This window comes from Caldimonas sp. KR1-144 (genome assembly GCF_049446155.1).
Taxonomy (GTDB): Bacteria; Pseudomonadota; Gammaproteobacteria; order Burkholderiales; family Burkholderiaceae_C; genus Rivibacter.
On record NZ_JBMSEE010000011.1, the window covers coordinates 26,984 to 41,899 of the forward strand.

The window sequence follows — 14,916 nt, forward strand, 5'->3', positions numbered from 1 at the left end:
GTCGACATCTCAGTCCATCGTCATCGTCGCGATGTCGATGAACCAGCTCCTGGGCTGCACGACGTTCTTCACCTTGGCCGACATCGCGCGCGGGCCGACGTCGTGCGCGATCCAGACGAACGGCGCGTCCTCGACGATGTGGGCATGCAGCTTGGCGAGTGCCGCGTCGCGCGTCTTGTCGTCGAAGGCGTTGCGCGCGTCGGCGACCAGCTTGTCGACCTCGGCGTTGCCGTAGTAGCCCCAGTTGTTGGACACCGGCGGGTAGGCCTTGGTGCTGACGAAGCGCACCATCGCGAAGAACGGGTCCATCGCCGCGAAGCTCACGTTCACCGCGTTGGCGCCATTGGCCGAGGGGTCCTTCGCGCCCTTGCGCCAGTTGGTGAACAGCGTGTTCCACTCGATCACGTCGAACTGCACGTCGAAGTAGCACTGCTTGAGCGACTGCTGCACGAACTCGTTCATCGGCAGCGGCTGCATCTGGCCCGAGCCCGAGGCCGAGATCTGCACCTTGACCTTGACCGGCTTGGCGGCGGAGAAGCCGGCCTGCGTCATCAGCGCCTGGGCAGCCTTGACGTCGTACTTGATGTCGAACTTGGGGTTGCCCCACCACGGATGGCCCGGCGGCACCGTGCCCTTGGGCTCGGCCATCATGCCGCCCAGCAGCTCCTTGAGGCTGCCGCGGTCGACGCACAGGTTGGCGGCCTGGCGCACGCGCTTGTCCAGCCAAGGCGAGCCTTCGGCGAACGACAGCTGCCACGGCCACACGTGCGGCTGCGCGTTCGAGTAGATCTTGAAGCCGCGCTGCTGGATCTGCGCGATCGCGTCGGGCGACGGCGCCTCGATCCAGTCGACCTGGCCGCCGAGCAGCGCGGCGGTGCGGGCGTTGGCCTCCGGCATCGGGATCATCACGACCTTGTCGATCTTGGGCGTGCGCTTGGCATCCCAGTAGGCCTTGTTGGCGGCCAGCTCCAGCCGCTCGCGCGCGACGAAGCGCGTGACCTTGAACGGGCCCGATCCCGACGGGTCGGCGGCGAAGGCGGCCCAGGCCTGCTTGGCGCGCTCGGCGGGGTCGGTCACCGCCGCCGGCACGGCCTTGAGCTTGGCCTCCCACTGCAGCGGCGACGCCATGAACAGGTTGGTCAGGTTGATCGGCAGGAATGCGTCGGGCTCGCTGGTGACGAGCTCGACCGTGAGCTCGTCGATCTTGCGGGCGCTGCGCAGCGTGGGCATGCGCGAGGCGGTCACGCCGACCTGGCTGGCGTCGAACTGGGGCGCCGCCTTGTCGAGCACCTTGTTGACGTTCCACACCACGGCGTCGGCGTTGAACGGCGAACCGTCGTGGAACTTCACGCCCGGGCGCAGCTTGAAGACCCACTTGGTCTTGTCCTTGGCATCGACCGCCCACGACGTAGCGAGACCGGGGATCAGCACGCTCGGCGCGTCGGCCTTGGAGAGGTCCCACTGCGTCAGCGCGTCGTAGATGGGGATGCCGGTGAATCGGTTGCCTTCGAAGCCCTGGTCGGGCTGGCCCAGGGTGCGCGGGATGTCGGCCGCCGTCATCGCGATGCGAAGCATCTTCTCCTGCGCAACGGCGGCGGTGCCGCCGAGCAGCGACAAGGCCATCGCAGGGACGAGCAGGCGGTTGCGCAGGCGCGAAGGCAACAACGGGTTCAGGCTCATCGGTTCACCATCCGGACAGGGGTTGAGGGTTGCGAGGGACACGGGACCCGTCATGCAAGCGCTGTGCCAGATCTCTTCTTTCGTATCGATAATCGATACTTACCGGCTCTTGTTCGATATTTATCCAGCGATAACCGCAACCGGTGGCCTGTAAATTGCTCCCAGGCCACCACCCGCCAACCCTGAACCCTCCGCCGTGAACGACCGCTCCCCTGCCCCTTCCACGCCGCAGATCGACGCACAACGCCTGTGGCAGTCGCTGATGGATCTGGCGCGCATCGGCGCCACGCCCAAGGGCGGCGTGCGCCGCATCGCATTGACTGACGAGGACCGCGCCGGCCGCGACCTGGTGGCGCGCTGGTTCCGCGACGCCGGCATGGACGTGCGCGTCGACGAGGTCGGCAACGTGTTCGCGCGCCGCGCGGGCACCGATCCCGCCGCGCGCGCAGTGGCCACCGGCAGCCACATCGACACGCAGCCCTCGGGCGGCAAGTTCGATGGCAACTTCGGCGTGCTCGCAGGCCTCGAAGTGGTGCGCACCCTGAACGATCACGGCATCCGCACGCGCGCACCGATCGAGGTCGCGTTCTGGACCAACGAGGAAGGCACGCGCTTCACGCCGGTGATGATGGGCTCGGGCGCCTTCGCCGGCGTGTTCGACGCCGAGCGCATCCGCGCCGAGCGGGATCTGGCGGGGCTGACCGTCGGCGCCGAGCTCGAGCGCATCGGCTACCGCGGCGCGCAGCGCTGCGGCGAGGTGCCCGGCGGCATGTTCGCGGCCTATTTCGAGGCCCACATCGAACAGGGGCCCGTTCTCGAGGCGCGCGGCCTGCCGATCGGCGTGGTGCGCGGCGCGCTCGGCCAGCAGTGGTACGACGTGACGGTGACCGGGATGGACGCGCATGCCGGCCCCACGCCGATGGAGCTGCGGCGCGACGCGATGCTCGGCTGCGCGCGCATGGTCGAGGCGGTCAACCGCATCGCGCTCGCCGAGGCGCCCGACGGCCGCGGCACGGTCGGCTTCGTGCAGGTCTTGCCCAATTCACGCAACGTGGTGCCGGGCGAGGTGCGCTTCTCGGTCGACCTGCGCCACCCGGCGCAGGCCGGCCTGGACCGCATGGACGCCGCGATGCGCGGCGAGTTCGCGGCGCTCGCCGCGGCGCTCGGCCTGCAGCTCGCGATCGAGCCGGTGGTCAAGTTCGACCCCTGCGCATTCGATGGGGACTGCGTCGACGCGGTGCGACGCGCGGCCGAGTCGCTCGGCCTGGCATGCATGGACATCGTCAGCGGCGCCGGGCACGACGCCGTCTACGTCGCGCGCGTCGCGCCCACCGGCATGATCTTCGTGCCCTGCAAGGACGGCATCAGCCACAACGAGATCGAGGACGCGCTGCCGGAGCACATCGCCGCCGGCGCCAACGTGCTGCTGCGCGCGATGCTCGAGATGGCTCGCTGAGTCAGTGCGCCATCGCGAGCGAGATCGCGCGCGCGCACTCGATCACCATCGGCGCGAGCCGCTTCTGCGCCTCGTCGATCGTCCAGCGGCTGGTCGGCGGCGACACGTGGACCGCGCCCACCGGCCGGCCGGCGCTGTCGACCACCGCCGCGGCCACGCCCATGTCGCCGAGGAACAGCTCCTCGCAGTTGGTCGCGTAGCCGACCTTGCGGCATTGGGCGATGCGCTTGAGGATCGCGTCCACGTCGGTCAGCGTGGCGGGCGTGCGGCGCTCGCGCGGCGCGGCCTCGAGCAAGGCGCGCGCCTGCGCGGTCGGCAGCCGGCTCAGGTAGGCGCGCCCGGAGCTCGTGCAGTACATCGGGATGCGCATGCCCACCGGCGTGAGCACCGGAATGAACTTGGTCGTCAGCAGCTGCGCGACGTAGACCATCTCGGGGCCGACCGGCTCGGTCAGGCTGACCGTCTCGCCGCTGGCATTGGCGAGCTGCGACAGGTAGGGATGCGCCGCGCGGATCAGCGGATGCGCGGCCAGGTAGTTGAAGCCGATCTCCACCACCTTGGGCAGCAGCTGGAAGCGCCGCGTCTGCGGGTGCTTGCCGATGTAGCCCAGCACCTGCAGCGTGTGCACGGTGCGCTGCACCGAACCCTTGCTCATGCCCGTGAGCGCCGCCAGCTCGACCAGCGTCATCGTGCGATGCGCGGCGTCGAAGGCACGCAGCACCTGCAGGCCCTTTTCGAGCGAAAGGTTGTACAGCGCGTCGGCCGGCACGGGCTCCGCGTCGCGGGCCCGCGCCTTCGCGGAGGTCTTGTGGTTCGCCGCCATGCTGGGCCCGCTCAGTATCGATAGCCGATTCTAGGCAATCGAATAGCGCGCCGAGACGTCGTGCAGGTTGATTCAGCCGCCCGGACGCACCGCCTGCTGCCGCAGCCACTGGGCAAAGGCCTGCAGGCTTGGGTCGGCCGCCTTGTGCTCGGGGTAGATCAGGAAGTAGCTGCGCCCGCTGGGCAGCGGCTGGCGCGCCACCGCGACGAGCAGGCCGCGCGCCAGCTCGTCTTGCACCAGAAACGGCGGCACCAGCGCGATGCCCATGCCGTGGATGGCCGCCTCGGCGAGCATCGAGAACAGCTCGAGCCGCGGACCGGCCATGTCGGCGTCGACCCGCAGTCCGCGCGCGGCGAACCACTCGCGCCAGGCATAGGGCCGCGTGCTTTGCTGCAGCAGGGTGTGGCGATGGAAATCGGCCTGCGTGAAGCTGCGGCGCGCGCCCGCCAGGCGCGGACTGCACACCGGCACGAGGCTTTCTTCCATCAGGCGCAGGCCGGTCGTGCCGGGCCAGGCCGCGACGCCGGCGTGGATGGCGGCATCGAACGGCGTCTCGTCGAACAGGAAGGGCCGCGTGCGCGCCGTGAGGTTGACCTGGATGCCGGGATGGCCGGCGTGGAACGCCGGCAGGCGCGGCAGCAGCCACTTGGTCGCGAACGTGGGCACGACGCCCAGCTCGAGCGTGCCGCTCGGGCCGCCGCGCGCCATCAGCGAGAGCGCGTCGCGCTCGACCTCGTCGAGCCGCGCGCGCACCTGGCGCGCATAGCCGACGCCGGCATCGGTGAGCGCGACGCCGCGCCGGTTGCGCTGGAAGAGCCGCACGCCGAGGTAGTCCTCCAGCGAGGCGATCTGCCGGCACACCGCGCTTTGCGTGACGGCCAGTTCCTCGGCGGCCTTGGTGTAGCTCTGGTGCCGCGCGGCCGCCTCGAAGACGACCAGGCCGGCGGTGCTGGGAATCTTGCGGCGCATGCCGTCAATTGTGCGCAATCGGCACAGGTCTGTGCGAACAAATCGTTTGTGAGGCGGACTCTGTCTCCTTAGAGTGCCGACCATCCTTTCCCTCGTTCGCCGCGCAAAGATGACTTCCGCTCACAAGAACGCCACCTTCCACTGGGACGACCCGCTGCTGCTCGACGCGCAGCTCTCGGCCGACGAACGCGCCGTGCGCGACGCCGCGCGCGCCTACTGCCAGGACCGGCTCGCGCCGCGCGTGCTGCAGGCCTTTCGCGACGAAACCACCGATGCGGCCATCTTTCGCGAGATGGGCGAGCTCGGCCTGCTGGGCCCCACCATCCCCGAGGCCTACGGCGGCGCCGGCCTCAACTACGTCAGCTACGGCCTGGTCGCGCGCGAAGTCGAGCGCATCGACTCCGGCTATCGCTCGATGATGAGCGTGCAAAGCTCGCTGGTCATGGTGCCCATCCACGAGTTCGGCACCGAGGCGCAGAAGCAGAAATACCTGCCCAAGCTCGCCCGCGGCGAATGGATCGGCTGCTTCGGCCTGACCGAGCCCAACCACGGCTCGGACCCCGGCAGCATGGCCACGCGCGCGCGCAGCGTCGCCGGCGGCTACGAGCTCACCGGCTCAAAGATGTGGATCACCAACAGCCCGATCGCCGACGTCTTCGTCGTCTGGGCCAAGGACGACGGCGGCCAGATCCGCGGCTTCATCCTCGACAAGGGCGCCAAGGGTCTTTCCGCACCGGCGATCAAGGGCAAGGTGGGCCTGCGCGCCAGCATCACCGGCGAGATCGTGATGGACCGCGTCTTCGTGCCCGAGGAGAACGCCTTCCCCGAGGTGCGCGGGCTCAAGGGCCCGTTCACGTGCCTGAACAGCGCGCGCTACGGCATCGCCTGGGGCGCTTTGGGCGCGGCCGAGGACTGCTTCCACCGCGCGCGCCAGTACGTGCTGGATCGCAACCAGTTCGGCCGCCCGCTGGCGGCCAACCAGCTGGTGCAGAAGAAGCTGGCCGACATGCTGACCGACATCACGCTGGGGCTGCAGGGCTGCCTGCGCCTGGGGCGCATGAAGGACGAGGGCACGGCGGCGGTGGAGATCACCTCGATCATGAAGCGCAACTCCTGCGGCAAGGCGCTGGAGATCGCGCGCACGGCGCGCGACATGCTGGGCGGCAACGGCATCTCCGACGAGTTCGGCGTGATCCGCCACGTGGTGAACCTGGAGGTGGTCAACACCTACGAGGGCACGCACGACATCCACGCGCTGATCCTCGGGCGCGCGATCACGGGGATCCAGGCGTTCAGTTGAGGGGCGCAACGGCCCCGCCTGCTCCCTCTCCCGCGTGCGGGAGAGGGTTGGGGTGAGGGTCAGGCCGGCACGGACCCCAGAGGCAGCACCACATGCGCGAGCGGATGCGCAATGCCTTGGTCGCCATAGCTGCCGAGCACCTGCGCGATGACGACCTGGTAACCCTTGAGCCAGCGCGCCTGCCGCTGCTTGGCGGCGAGGTGGTCGGGGTGCTTCATCAGCGCCTCGAGCGCCTCCAGGCTCTGCCAGTAGTACACGTTCGAGACGAGGCCGGTCGCCGGGTTCTCCCACGCCTCTTCGCCCAGGTAGCCCGGGATGGACTTCGCGAGCCGGGCGATGGCGGCGTCCAGCGCGTGGAACTCGTCGTCGAACTCGCGCTTGGCGAAGGTGAAGGTCGAGGTGTACATCGGTTCAGCCCGCTTCGCGCATCTGCTGCGCCACTTCGCCGTGCCCGCGCGCCGCGAGCGCGTCGGCAGCGCCGAGGCGGTCGCGCGCGTCCTTGTTCTGGCCGAGCTTGCGCTTGCCGACCAGCGAGGTCACGGCGATCTCGATGCCGACGATCTGGCCCAGCAGGCCGTCGATGTAGTCGGACGGCGCGTCCGACATCCTCCAGGGCTGCGGCTCGCCCGCCTCGTGCCGGCGCGTGAGCCGCGCGACCAGGCCGCGCACGAAGCGCTCGTCGTCACGCACGGTGAGCGTGCCGTGCGCGTGCACGACCTCGTAGTTCCATGTCGGCACCTGGCGGTGCGCCTCGTGCTTGCTGGGGTACCAGCTGGGCGAGATGTAGGCCTCGGCGCCGCGAAACACCACCATCACCTGCGTGCCCGTCGGGCAGCGCTGCCACAGCGGATTCGCGCGCGCCACATGCGCCGTCAGCACGCCGTGCGTGCCCGCGGCCGGATCGAACTCGAACGGAATGTGATCGGCGTCCAGCCCGGCGGGCCCGTTCGTGACCAGCATGCCCAGCGCGTGCGCGCGGACGATGCGCTCGAGTTCCTCGGGACGGCTTTCGGCGTACTGCGCAGGGATGTACATCGCTTTGGAAGAAGTGGGGGTTCGAAGAGGATGCGAAGGCCGCCCACTGTGGCGCCTGACCGGCACAATCGCAAGATCCAGTTTTTGAACATTTGCATGGGCCAGTCGAAAGCGCCATCCGGCGTCGGGCGCCGCATCTACGAGCTGCTGCGCGGCCAGATCGCCGACGGCACGCTGGCGCCGGGCGCGCGGGCGCCTTCCACGCGCGCGCTGGCGGCCGACCTGGGCGTCTCGCGCACCACCGTCACCGCCGCCTACGAACAGCTCGCGGCCGAGGGCTATCTCGTCACGTCGGCCGGGCGTGTCGCGCGGATCGCGAGCCCGCCGGCCGTGCCCGCACCGAGCCTCGGACCGCGCGCGGCACGGCGCGCCCGGCGCGCGCCGACGTTGTCCGGCTTCGGCCGTCGCGTCGGGCGCATGGCGCTGCCGGTGCCGGCATCGGCCGAGCCGGCGCGCATCGACTTCCTCTACGGCGCGCTGGCCTCGCGCGACTTCCCCACGCTGGCGTGGCGCCGCGCCTACCAGGCCGAGCTGCTGCGCCAGCAGCCCCGCCTGATCTACGCCGCGCCCGAAGGAGAGGCCTCGCTGCGGCGTGCCCTTCAGGGCTATCTGCGGCGCGCGCGCGGCCTGGCCTGCGATGCCGGGCAGATCCTCGTGGTGCACGGCTCTCAGCAGGCCATCGACCTGTGCGCGCGGCTGCTGCTCGATGCGCACGACGCCTTCGTGTTCGAGGACCCCGGCTACCTGATGGCGCGCCGCTGCTTCGAGGCCACCGGCGCCACGCCGCTGCCGGTGCCGGTCGACGCGCATGGGCTCGACACCGCGCGCCTGCCGCAAGACGAGCGCGCCCGCCTGGCCTACGTGACGCCCTCGCACCAGTTCCCGCTCGGCGGCGTGCTGCCGATCGGCCGGCGGCTCGAGCTGCTGCAGTGGGCGCAACGGCAGCGCGCCTGGATCCTCGAGGACGACTACGACGGCGAGTTCCGCTACGGCCAGCGCCCGATCGACGCGCTGCAGTCGATCGACGCCGACGGCCGCGTGATCTACATCGGCACCTTCTCCAAGGCGTTGTCGCCGCAGCTGCGGCTGGGCTACCTGGTGCTGCCCGAGGCGCTGGTGCCGGTGTTCCGCCACGCCAAGCGGTTGACCGACCGCCATGCGCCCGCGCTCGACCAGCGCGTGCTGGCCTCGCTGATCGACAGCGGCGCGTACGAGCGCCACGTGCGCCGCATGCGCCGCGAGCACGAGCGCCGCCGCGCGGCGCTGCTCGAGGCCGTGTCGCGCCACCTGCCGGGCGAGGCCAGCGTCATCGGCGCGGCCGCGGGGCTGCATGTCGTGCTGTGGCTGCCCTCGCTGCGCCCGCGCGACGAGGCCGCGCTGGCGGCGGCCGCGCGCGAGCGGGGCGTGGGCGTCTATCCGGTGTCGCCGCTGTTTGCCGCGCCGACGTCGCGCTCGCCGTCGTCCGCGCCGTCGTCCGCACCACCGCGGCCGGCCGGGCTGGTGCTGGGCTATGCGAGCCTGAGCGTCGAACAGATCCGCGAGGGCGTGCGGATCCTCGCCGCGCTGGTCAGCGGGCCTGCTCGCGGCTGAGCGACTCGGCCTCGAGCATCTCCACGAATCCCGCCGCCGCGGCCGACAGGCCGGCGCGTTGCCGCATCGCCAGCAGCAGCTGCCGCTGCACCTCGGCGCCCGACAGCCTCACGAGCGCCAGGCCGAGGGCCTGCACGTAGAGCTCGGCGGCCGCGCGCGGCAGCACCGCGACGCCCAGCCCGCAGGCGACCATGCGGCACATCGAGTCGAAGCTGCGCACCTGCACGCGAATGCGCAGCGTGAGCCCGACCGCCTCGGCCGCGGCGATCAGCTTGCGCGTGAGCGACGCGCTGCGCGCCAGCGCGACCTGGTCGCAGGCCAGGGCCTGCTCGACCGGCGCCGTCGCCAGCCCGGCCAGCGCATGCGCGCGCGGCACCAGCAGCACCAGCTCGTCGACGTTGCAGGCAAAGGTCTCGAGGTCTTCGCAGGGCACGTTGTCGCCGATCACCGCGAGCTCGGCCGCGCCCTTCTGCACCGCGCGCACCGCGTCCTCGCTGAGCATGTCCTCCAGCTCGATGCGCACCTTCGGAAAGCGCTCGGCATAGCGCGCGAGCAGCGCCGGCAGGAAGCCGCCCGATGCCGACGGGTTGGCGCACAGGCGCAGGTGCTCGGTCGCGCCGGCACGGAAGTCGTCGACCGACTGCGCCAGCTGCTCGAGGCGGGCAATGACCTCGACCGCCAGCCGGTGCACCGTCTGGCCCTCGGCGGTGGCCGAAACGCCGCGCTGGCCGCGCTTGAGCAGCGGCACGCCGCAGTGCTGCTCGAGCTCGGCGATGCGCTTGCTGGCGGCGGCCAGCGAGATGCCGAAGCGATCGGCACCAGCGGTCAGGCTGCCGGCGTCGGCCACGGCGACGAAGAGCCTCAGCGTGACGAGATCGAAGCGGTTCAGGTTGATCAAGGCGGGCCCGGCTCAATGCGCGCGAAAGGACTCCTCAACCGATCGCGAATGGCGGCCCGGCCGAGTTCCGCCAAACATTGGAGCACCGGTGCAAAGACACCGCAAGGCGGCCGAACCGAGCCGCAACAGACGGAGACAACGCAGCATGAACAGCCATTGGATTGCGATCTCGGCACTGGGCGCGATGTTCGTCGTCGCCACCGCCTTGCCGATCAACATGGGCGTGCTCGCCTTCAGCGGCGCCTTCCTCGTCGGCACACTGGTGGCCGGCATGACGGCCAAGGCCATCATGGCCGGCTTTCCGGCCGACCTGTTCCTCACGCTCGCCGGCATCACCTATCTCTTCGCGCTGGCGCAGAACAACGGCACGATCGACTGGCTCGTCGGCCTCGCGGTGCGCGCGGTCGGCGGGCGCATCGCCGCGATCCCGTGGATCATGTTCCTCGTCGCGGCGGCGCTCACCTCGGTGGGCGCGGTCAGCCCGGCGGCCGTCGCGATCCTCGCGCCGATCGCGCTGGGCTTTGCCGCCAAGCACGGCATCAGCCCCTTGATGATGGGCCTGATGATCATCCACGGCGCGCAAGGCGGCGGCTTCTCGCCGATCAGCATCTACGGCGGCATCACCAACAAGATCGTCGCCAAGGCCGGGCTGCCGCTGTCGGAGACGACGACGATGCTGGCGAGCTTCGGCGTCAACTTCGTCGTCGCGCTGGGCCTGTTCGTGCTGATGGGCGGGCTGGGACTGATGCGCAAGAAGCCGGCCGCGATCGGCGACTTGCCGCCGCTGCCGGCCGTGGCGCGCGCGCAAGGCGGCCCGCAGGTGTTCGGCGATGCGGAGGCCGAGTCGTATGGCGAGGGCCAGCGCGCCGCCGAGAGCCGCTCGTCCATGCTCGGTCAGGCCACGTCGATGAGCTTTCGCGGCCCGCGCGTCTACCAGGTGCTCACGGCCCTGGGCCTGGTGACGCTGGCCGTGCTGACGCTGGCCTACAAGATGGACATCGGCTTCGTCTCGCTGACGATCGGCCTGTTCCTCAGCCTCTTGCAGTCGCGCCAGCAAAAGAGTGCGCTCGGCCAGGTCTCGTGGCCCGAGATCATGCTGATCGTCGGCGTCAGCACCTACGTCGCCGTGATGGACAAGATGGGCACCATCACCTATATCGGCGACAGCGTCGCGCAGCTGACCTCTCCGATGATGGCCGCGCTGCTGCTGTGCTTCGTCGGTGCGGTGATCTCGGCGTTCGCGTCGTCGACCGCGGTGCTCGGCTCGCTGATCCCGCTGGGCGTGCCCTTCCTGACCGGTGACAACAGCGGCATGGCGATCGGCTTCATCGCGGCGATGGCGGTCTCTTCGACGATCGTGGACGTGAGCCCCTTCTCGACCAACGGCGCGCTCGTGCTCGCCAACGCCAAGGGCGTCGACCGCGACCACTTCTTCCGGCAGCTGATGCTCTACGGCGCGGCAGTGACGCTGATCGCACCGGTGGTCGTGTGGCTGCTCTTCGTCGTGCTCTGACGGCGCCCCAAGCAAAGGCCTTTTCCGATGAACGCCAGGACCTGGACGACCCGCGCCGACAACCGTGCCGCGCGGCTTGCGCGCGTCGCTCAAGCGCTGGGCCCGCGCCTGAAGGGCAAGGTCGCCGCCACGCAGGCGGTGACCGAGCTGCTCGAGTCCGCCATCGAGCCGCACGACCGCGTCTGCCTCGAGGGCAACAACCAGAAGCAGGCTGACTTTCTCGCCCAGGCCCTGGTGCAGCTTGATCCGCAGCGGGTGCACGGCCTGCACATGGTGCAGTCGGTGCTCGCGCTGCCCGAGCACCTGGACCTGTTCGACAACGGCATCGCCTCGCGGCTGGACTTCAGCTTCTCCGGTCCGCAGGGCGCGCGGCTGGCCAAGCTGGTGTCCGAGGGCCGCATCGAGATCGGCGCGATCCACACCTACCTCGAGCTGTTCGCGCGCTACTTCGTCGACCTCACGCCCAACGTCGCGCTGGTCGCCGCGCAGGCCGCCGACGCGCACGGCAATCTCTACACCGGCCCCAACACCGAGGACACGCCGGCCATCGTCGAGGCGACCGCGTTCTCCGGCGGCATCGTGATCGCGCAGGTCAACGAGCTGGTCGAGCCCGGCACGTCGCTGCCGCGCGTGGACATTCCGGCCGACTGGGTGCACTTCGTCGTGAAGGCGCCGCGGCCGAACTTCATCGAGCCGCTGTTCACGCGCGACCCGGCGCAGATCAGCGAGATCCAGGTGCTGATGGCCATGATGGCGATCAAGGGCATCTACGCCGAGTACGGCGTGCAGCGGCTCAACCACGGCATCGGCTTCGACACCGCGGCGATCGAGCTGCTGCTGCCCACCTACGCCGAGTCGCTGGGCCTGAAAGGCAAGATCTGCCGGCACTGGGCGCTGAACCCGCATCCGGCGCTGATCCCGGCCATCGAGGCCGGCTGGGTGGAGTCGATCCACTCGTTCGGCTCCGAGCTCGGCATGGAGGACTACATCCGCGAGCGCTCCGACGTCTTCTTCACCGGGCCCGACGGCTCGCTGAGAAGCAACCGCGCCTTCTGCCAGGCCGCGGGCCACTACGCCTGCGATCTCTTCATCGGCTCGACGCTGCAGATCGACCTCGACGGCAACAGCTCCACCGCGACGCTCGGGCGCATCGCCGGCTTCGGCGGCGCGCCCAACATGGGCGCCGACGCGCGCGGTCGGCGCCACGCGAGCCCGGCCTGGCTGCGCGCCGGGCAGGAGGCGCGCGAACAGCGCCGCGGCGCGGCCGGCACGCCGCGTGGCCAGAAGCTGGTGGTGCAGATGGTCGAGACCTTTCGCGAGCACATGCAGCCGGCCTTCGTCGAGCGGCTCGACGCCTGGCAGCTCGCCGAGCAGTCGGGCATGCAGCTGCCGCCGATCATGATCTACGGCGAGGACGTGACCCACATCCTCACCGAGGAAGGCATCGCCAACCTGTTGCTGTGCCGCAGCGACGAGGAGCGCGAGCAGGCGATCCGCGGCGTGGCAGGCTACACCGCGGTCGGGCTCGGCCGCGACAAGCGCATGGTCGAGAACCTGCGCGACCGCGGCGTGATCCGCCGCGCGCAGGATCTCGGCATCGACGCGCGCGACGCCACCCGCAACCTGCTGGCCGCGCGCAGCATGCGCGACCTGGTGCGCGCGTCGGGCGGGCTCTATCAGCCGCCCAAGCGGTTCCGCAACTGGTGACGGGCGCGCAAAGGAGCATCGCGATGAGTTTTCATGCAGGCATCGAAACCCTGGACTTCGTCTTTTCCGGGCATCGGCCGCTCGGCCGCTTCGCGCCGGTGCTGGTCGGCGTGGTCGGCTCGGGCAACCTGGAGGTGCTGCTCGAGCCGGGCAGCGCGCCGCACTGCCGCGTCCACGTCGAGACCTCGGCGCGCGGCTTCGGGCCGATCTGGCAGGCCGTGCTCGACGACTTTCAGGCCCGGCACGACCTGGCCGGCGTGCAGGTCTCGATCAACGACATGGGCGCGACGCCGGCGGTTGTGAGCCTTCGGCTCGACCAGGCCGTGGCAGAACTCGCGACGGGAGCGCAGCCGTGATCAGCTATGCCGAATGCTCCGCGCGCGAGCGCATCGCGCAGCTGCTCGATGCCGACAGCTTTCACGAGTGGCTGCCGCCCGCCGAGCGCGTCACCAGCCCGCACCTCGCGCAGCTGGGCGTGCCCTGCGCCTTCGACGACGGCGTCGCGATCGGGCGCGCGCGGCTCGACGGCCGCACGGTCTTCGTCGCGGCGCAGGAAGGTGCCTTCATGGGCGGCGGCGTCGGCGAGGTGCACGGCGCCAAGCTGGTCGGGCTGCTCAAGCGCGCGCTGCGCGAGCGGCCCGAGGCGGTGCTGCTGCTGGCCGACTCCGGCGGCGTGCGCCTGCACGAAGCCAATGCCGGGCTGATCGCCGTTTCGGAGGTGATGCGCGCGGTGCTCGACGCGCGTGCCGCCGGCATCCCGGTGATCGCGCTGATCGGCAGCGCCAACGGCTGCTTCGGCGGCATGGGCATCGTCGCGCGCTGTTGCGACCACGTGGTGATGAGCGACGTCGGGCGGCTGGCGATGTCGGGGCCGGAGGTGATCGAGGCCTCGCACGGCGTCGAGGAGTTCGACGCGCGCGACCGCGCCCTCGTCTGGCGCACCACCGGCGGCAAGCACCGCTGGCTCAGCGGCGACTGCGACGCGCTGGTCGACGACGACGTCCAGGCCTTCCGTGCCGCGGCGATCGCCGCGCTGGGCCAGCACCGCCCTGTCACGCCGACGGCGCTGGAGCAGGAGCACCAGCTGCTGGCGCAGCGCCTGGCGCTGCTGCCCGAGGGCCTGGAGGGCGAGGTCGAAGCGCTCACGCTGTGGCAGCGCCTGGGCGTCGCGCAGGCGCCGCAGGTGCCGGCGCTGGAGGTCGATGCGGTGCGCGCGCTGCGACCCGCCTGACGGAGACACGCATGGACTGGCCCACTCTCGCATCGCAGCTCTTCGGCGCCGGCCACGGGCTTCGCGCCGACGGCGACTTCCTCAGCGGCACGGTCTCGTTCGAAGGCGAGCCGTTGACCGTCGTCGGCACCACGAACCACGCGCCGATCGGCGTGCGCCTCGCGCTGGCGCAGGCGCGCGTGGTGCTCGACACGATCGCCCATCATCCCGGCCGGCCGATCCTGCTGCTGATCGACACGCAGGGCCAGCAGCTGCGCCGCCGCGACGAGCTGCTGGGCATCAACCGCGCGATGGCCCATCTCGGCATGTGCATCGACCTCGCGCGCCGGCGCGGCCACCGCGTCATCGGCCTCGTGTACGACCAGGCGCTGTCGGGCGGCTTCATCACCTCCGGCCTGATCGCCGATGCCTGCTATGCGCTGCCCGAGGCCGAGATTCGCGTGATGCGCCTGCCGGCGATGGCGCGCATCACCAAGCTCGCGCCCGAGATGCTGGAAAGCCTGTCGCGCACGAACCCGGTCTTTGCACCGGGCGTGGAGAACTACGTCGCGATGGGCGGCGTGCGGGCGCTGTGGCAGGGCGACCTGGCCGGCGCGCTGCGCGACGCGCTCGCGAACACGCCCACCGACGACCAGCGCGCGTCGGACGGCGCGCAGCGCGGCGGCCGGCGGCTGGCCGCCAGCGTCGTGCAGCGCGTGCTGGATGCCGCCTGAA

At 70.7% G+C, this 14,916-nt stretch carries 14 protein-coding genes; 8 read left to right on the plus strand and 6 right to left on the minus strand.

Going from position 1 to position 14,916, the window contains the following annotated elements; genetic code table 11:
* Window positions 1-9: 9 nt before the first annotated feature.
* Window positions 10-1,623, minus strand: coding sequence for an ABC transporter substrate-binding protein (locus ACO2TI_RS21245; protein ID WP_423287494.1), 1,614 nt, complete (start codon window positions 1,621-1,623; stop codon window positions 10-12).
* A 253-nt stretch (window positions 1,624-1,876) separates the two neighbouring features.
* Between ACO2TI_RS21245 and ACO2TI_RS21250 the strand changes: the two genes are divergently transcribed.
* Window positions 1,877-3,136, plus strand: coding sequence for a Zn-dependent hydrolase (locus tag ACO2TI_RS21250; RefSeq protein WP_423287182.1), 1,260 nt, complete (start codon window positions 1,877-1,879; stop codon window positions 3,134-3,136).
* Between the two features lies 1 nt (window position 3,137).
* Here the strand turns inward: ACO2TI_RS21250 and ACO2TI_RS21255 are convergent, their stop codons facing one another.
* Window positions 3,138-3,959 (minus strand): IclR family transcriptional regulator, encoded by an 822-nt coding sequence (locus ACO2TI_RS21255; protein WP_423287183.1) that lies wholly within the window; start codon window positions 3,957-3,959, stop codon window positions 3,138-3,140.
* A 72-nt stretch (window positions 3,960-4,031) separates the two neighbouring features.
* Window positions 4,032-4,928 carry a LysR substrate-binding domain-containing protein gene (locus tag ACO2TI_RS21260; protein WP_423287185.1) on the minus strand — a complete coding sequence of 299 codons (897 nt, stop codon included), beginning with the start codon at window positions 4,926-4,928 and terminating at the stop codon, window positions 4,032-4,034.
* A gap of 109 nt (window positions 4,929-5,037) precedes the next feature.
* On the opposite strand from ACO2TI_RS21260, the gene ACO2TI_RS21265 reads away from it, so the two are divergent.
* Window positions 5,038-6,228: an acyl-CoA dehydrogenase gene (locus ACO2TI_RS21265; RefSeq protein WP_423287187.1), complete on the plus strand. Its 1,191-nt coding sequence runs from the start codon at window positions 5,038-5,040 to the stop codon at window positions 6,226-6,228.
* Between the two features lie 59 nt (window positions 6,229-6,287).
* On the opposite strand, the gene ACO2TI_RS21270 is transcribed toward ACO2TI_RS21265, so the two are convergent.
* Together ACO2TI_RS21270 and ACO2TI_RS21275 are read right to left on the minus strand one after the other, a co-directional pair.
* Window positions 6,288-6,635, minus strand: a complete 348-nt coding sequence (locus ACO2TI_RS21270) for an antibiotic biosynthesis monooxygenase family protein (RefSeq protein ID WP_423287189.1) — start codon at window positions 6,633-6,635, stop codon at window positions 6,288-6,290.
* Window positions 6,636-6,639: 4 nt separating this feature from the next.
* Window positions 6,640-7,263, minus strand: a complete 624-nt coding sequence (locus ACO2TI_RS21275; RefSeq protein ID WP_423287191.1) for an FMN-binding negative transcriptional regulator — start codon at window positions 7,261-7,263, stop codon at window positions 6,640-6,642.
* Between the two features lie 96 nt (window positions 7,264-7,359).
* Between ACO2TI_RS21275 and ACO2TI_RS21280 the strand changes: the two genes are divergently transcribed.
* The gene (locus ACO2TI_RS21280; RefSeq protein WP_423287193.1) at window positions 7,360-8,853 is read left to right on the plus strand and encodes a PLP-dependent aminotransferase family protein; all 1,494 of its coding nucleotides are present in this window, start codon (window positions 7,360-7,362) and stop codon (window positions 8,851-8,853) included.
* On the opposite strand, the gene ACO2TI_RS21285 is transcribed toward ACO2TI_RS21280, so the two are convergent.
* Entirely contained in the window at window positions 8,831-9,751 is a 921-nt protein-coding gene (locus tag ACO2TI_RS21285; RefSeq protein WP_423287195.1) for a LysR family transcriptional regulator, read from the minus strand. The two genes, ACO2TI_RS21280 and ACO2TI_RS21285, sit on opposite strands and share 23 nt — an antisense overlap.
* A gap of 145 nt (window positions 9,752-9,896) precedes the next feature.
* Between ACO2TI_RS21285 and ACO2TI_RS21290 the strand changes: the two genes are divergently transcribed.
* From ACO2TI_RS21290 to mdcE, 5 genes are read left to right on the plus strand one after another with little or no spacing between them, the layout of a single operon-like run.
* Entirely contained in the window at window positions 9,897-11,264 is a 1,368-nt protein-coding gene (locus tag ACO2TI_RS21290; protein ID WP_423287197.1) for an SLC13 family permease, read from the plus strand.
* A gap of 27 nt (window positions 11,265-11,291) precedes the next feature.
* Window positions 11,292-12,971 carry a malonate decarboxylase subunit alpha gene (mdcA, locus tag ACO2TI_RS21295; protein ID WP_423287199.1) on the plus strand — a complete coding sequence of 560 codons (1,680 nt, stop codon included), beginning with the start codon at window positions 11,292-11,294 and terminating at the stop codon, window positions 12,969-12,971.
* A gap of 23 nt (window positions 12,972-12,994) precedes the next feature.
* Entirely contained in the window at window positions 12,995-13,327 is a 333-nt protein-coding gene (mdcC, locus tag ACO2TI_RS21300; protein WP_423287201.1) for a malonate decarboxylase acyl carrier protein, read from the plus strand.
* Entirely contained in the window at window positions 13,324-14,202 is an 879-nt protein-coding gene (locus ACO2TI_RS21305) for a biotin-independent malonate decarboxylase subunit beta (protein WP_423287203.1), read from the plus strand. Before mdcC ends, ACO2TI_RS21305 begins: the two co-directional genes overlap by 4 nt.
* Window positions 14,203-14,213: 11 nt before the next feature.
* A complete protein-coding gene (gene mdcE, locus ACO2TI_RS21310) occupies window positions 14,214-14,915 on the plus strand; it encodes a biotin-independent malonate decarboxylase subunit gamma (RefSeq protein WP_423287205.1) in 702 nt (233 codons plus the stop codon).
* Window position 14,916 lies beyond the last annotated feature (1 nt).

What these genes read in the sequence shown, in the direction of transcription:
- ACO2TI_RS21260 (WP_423287185.1), bottom strand. Translation starts at nt 4,928, where the DNA reads ATGCGCCGCAAGATTCCCAGCACCGCCGGCCTGGTCGTCTTCGAGGCG.
- mdcC (WP_423287201.1), top strand. Translation starts at nt 12,995, where the DNA reads ATGAGTTTTCATGCAGGCATCGAAACCCTGGACTTCGTCTTTTCCGGG.
- ACO2TI_RS21280 (WP_423287193.1), top strand. Translation starts at nt 7,360, where the DNA reads ATGGGCCAGTCGAAAGCGCCATCCGGCGTCGGGCGCCGCATCTACGAG.
- mdcE (WP_423287205.1), top strand. Translation starts at nt 14,214, where the DNA reads ATGGACTGGCCCACTCTCGCATCGCAGCTCTTCGGCGCCGGCCACGGG.
- ACO2TI_RS21265 (WP_423287187.1), top strand. Translation starts at nt 5,038, where the DNA reads ATGACTTCCGCTCACAAGAACGCCACCTTCCACTGGGACGACCCGCTG.
- ACO2TI_RS21290 (WP_423287197.1), top strand. Translation starts at nt 9,897, where the DNA reads ATGAACAGCCATTGGATTGCGATCTCGGCACTGGGCGCGATGTTCGTC.
- ACO2TI_RS21275 (WP_423287191.1), bottom strand. Translation starts at nt 7,263, where the DNA reads ATGTACATCCCTGCGCAGTACGCCGAAAGCCGTCCCGAGGAACTCGAG.
- ACO2TI_RS21255 (WP_423287183.1), bottom strand. Translation starts at nt 3,959, where the DNA reads ATGGCGGCGAACCACAAGACCTCCGCGAAGGCGCGGGCCCGCGACGCG.
- mdcA (WP_423287199.1), top strand. Translation starts at nt 11,292, where the DNA reads ATGAACGCCAGGACCTGGACGACCCGCGCCGACAACCGTGCCGCGCGG.
- ACO2TI_RS21270 (WP_423287189.1), bottom strand. Translation starts at nt 6,635, where the DNA reads ATGTACACCTCGACCTTCACCTTCGCCAAGCGCGAGTTCGACGACGAG.
- ACO2TI_RS21245 (WP_423287494.1), bottom strand. Translation starts at nt 1,623, where the DNA reads ATGGCCTTGTCGCTGCTCGGCGGCACCGCCGCCGTTGCGCAGGAGAAG.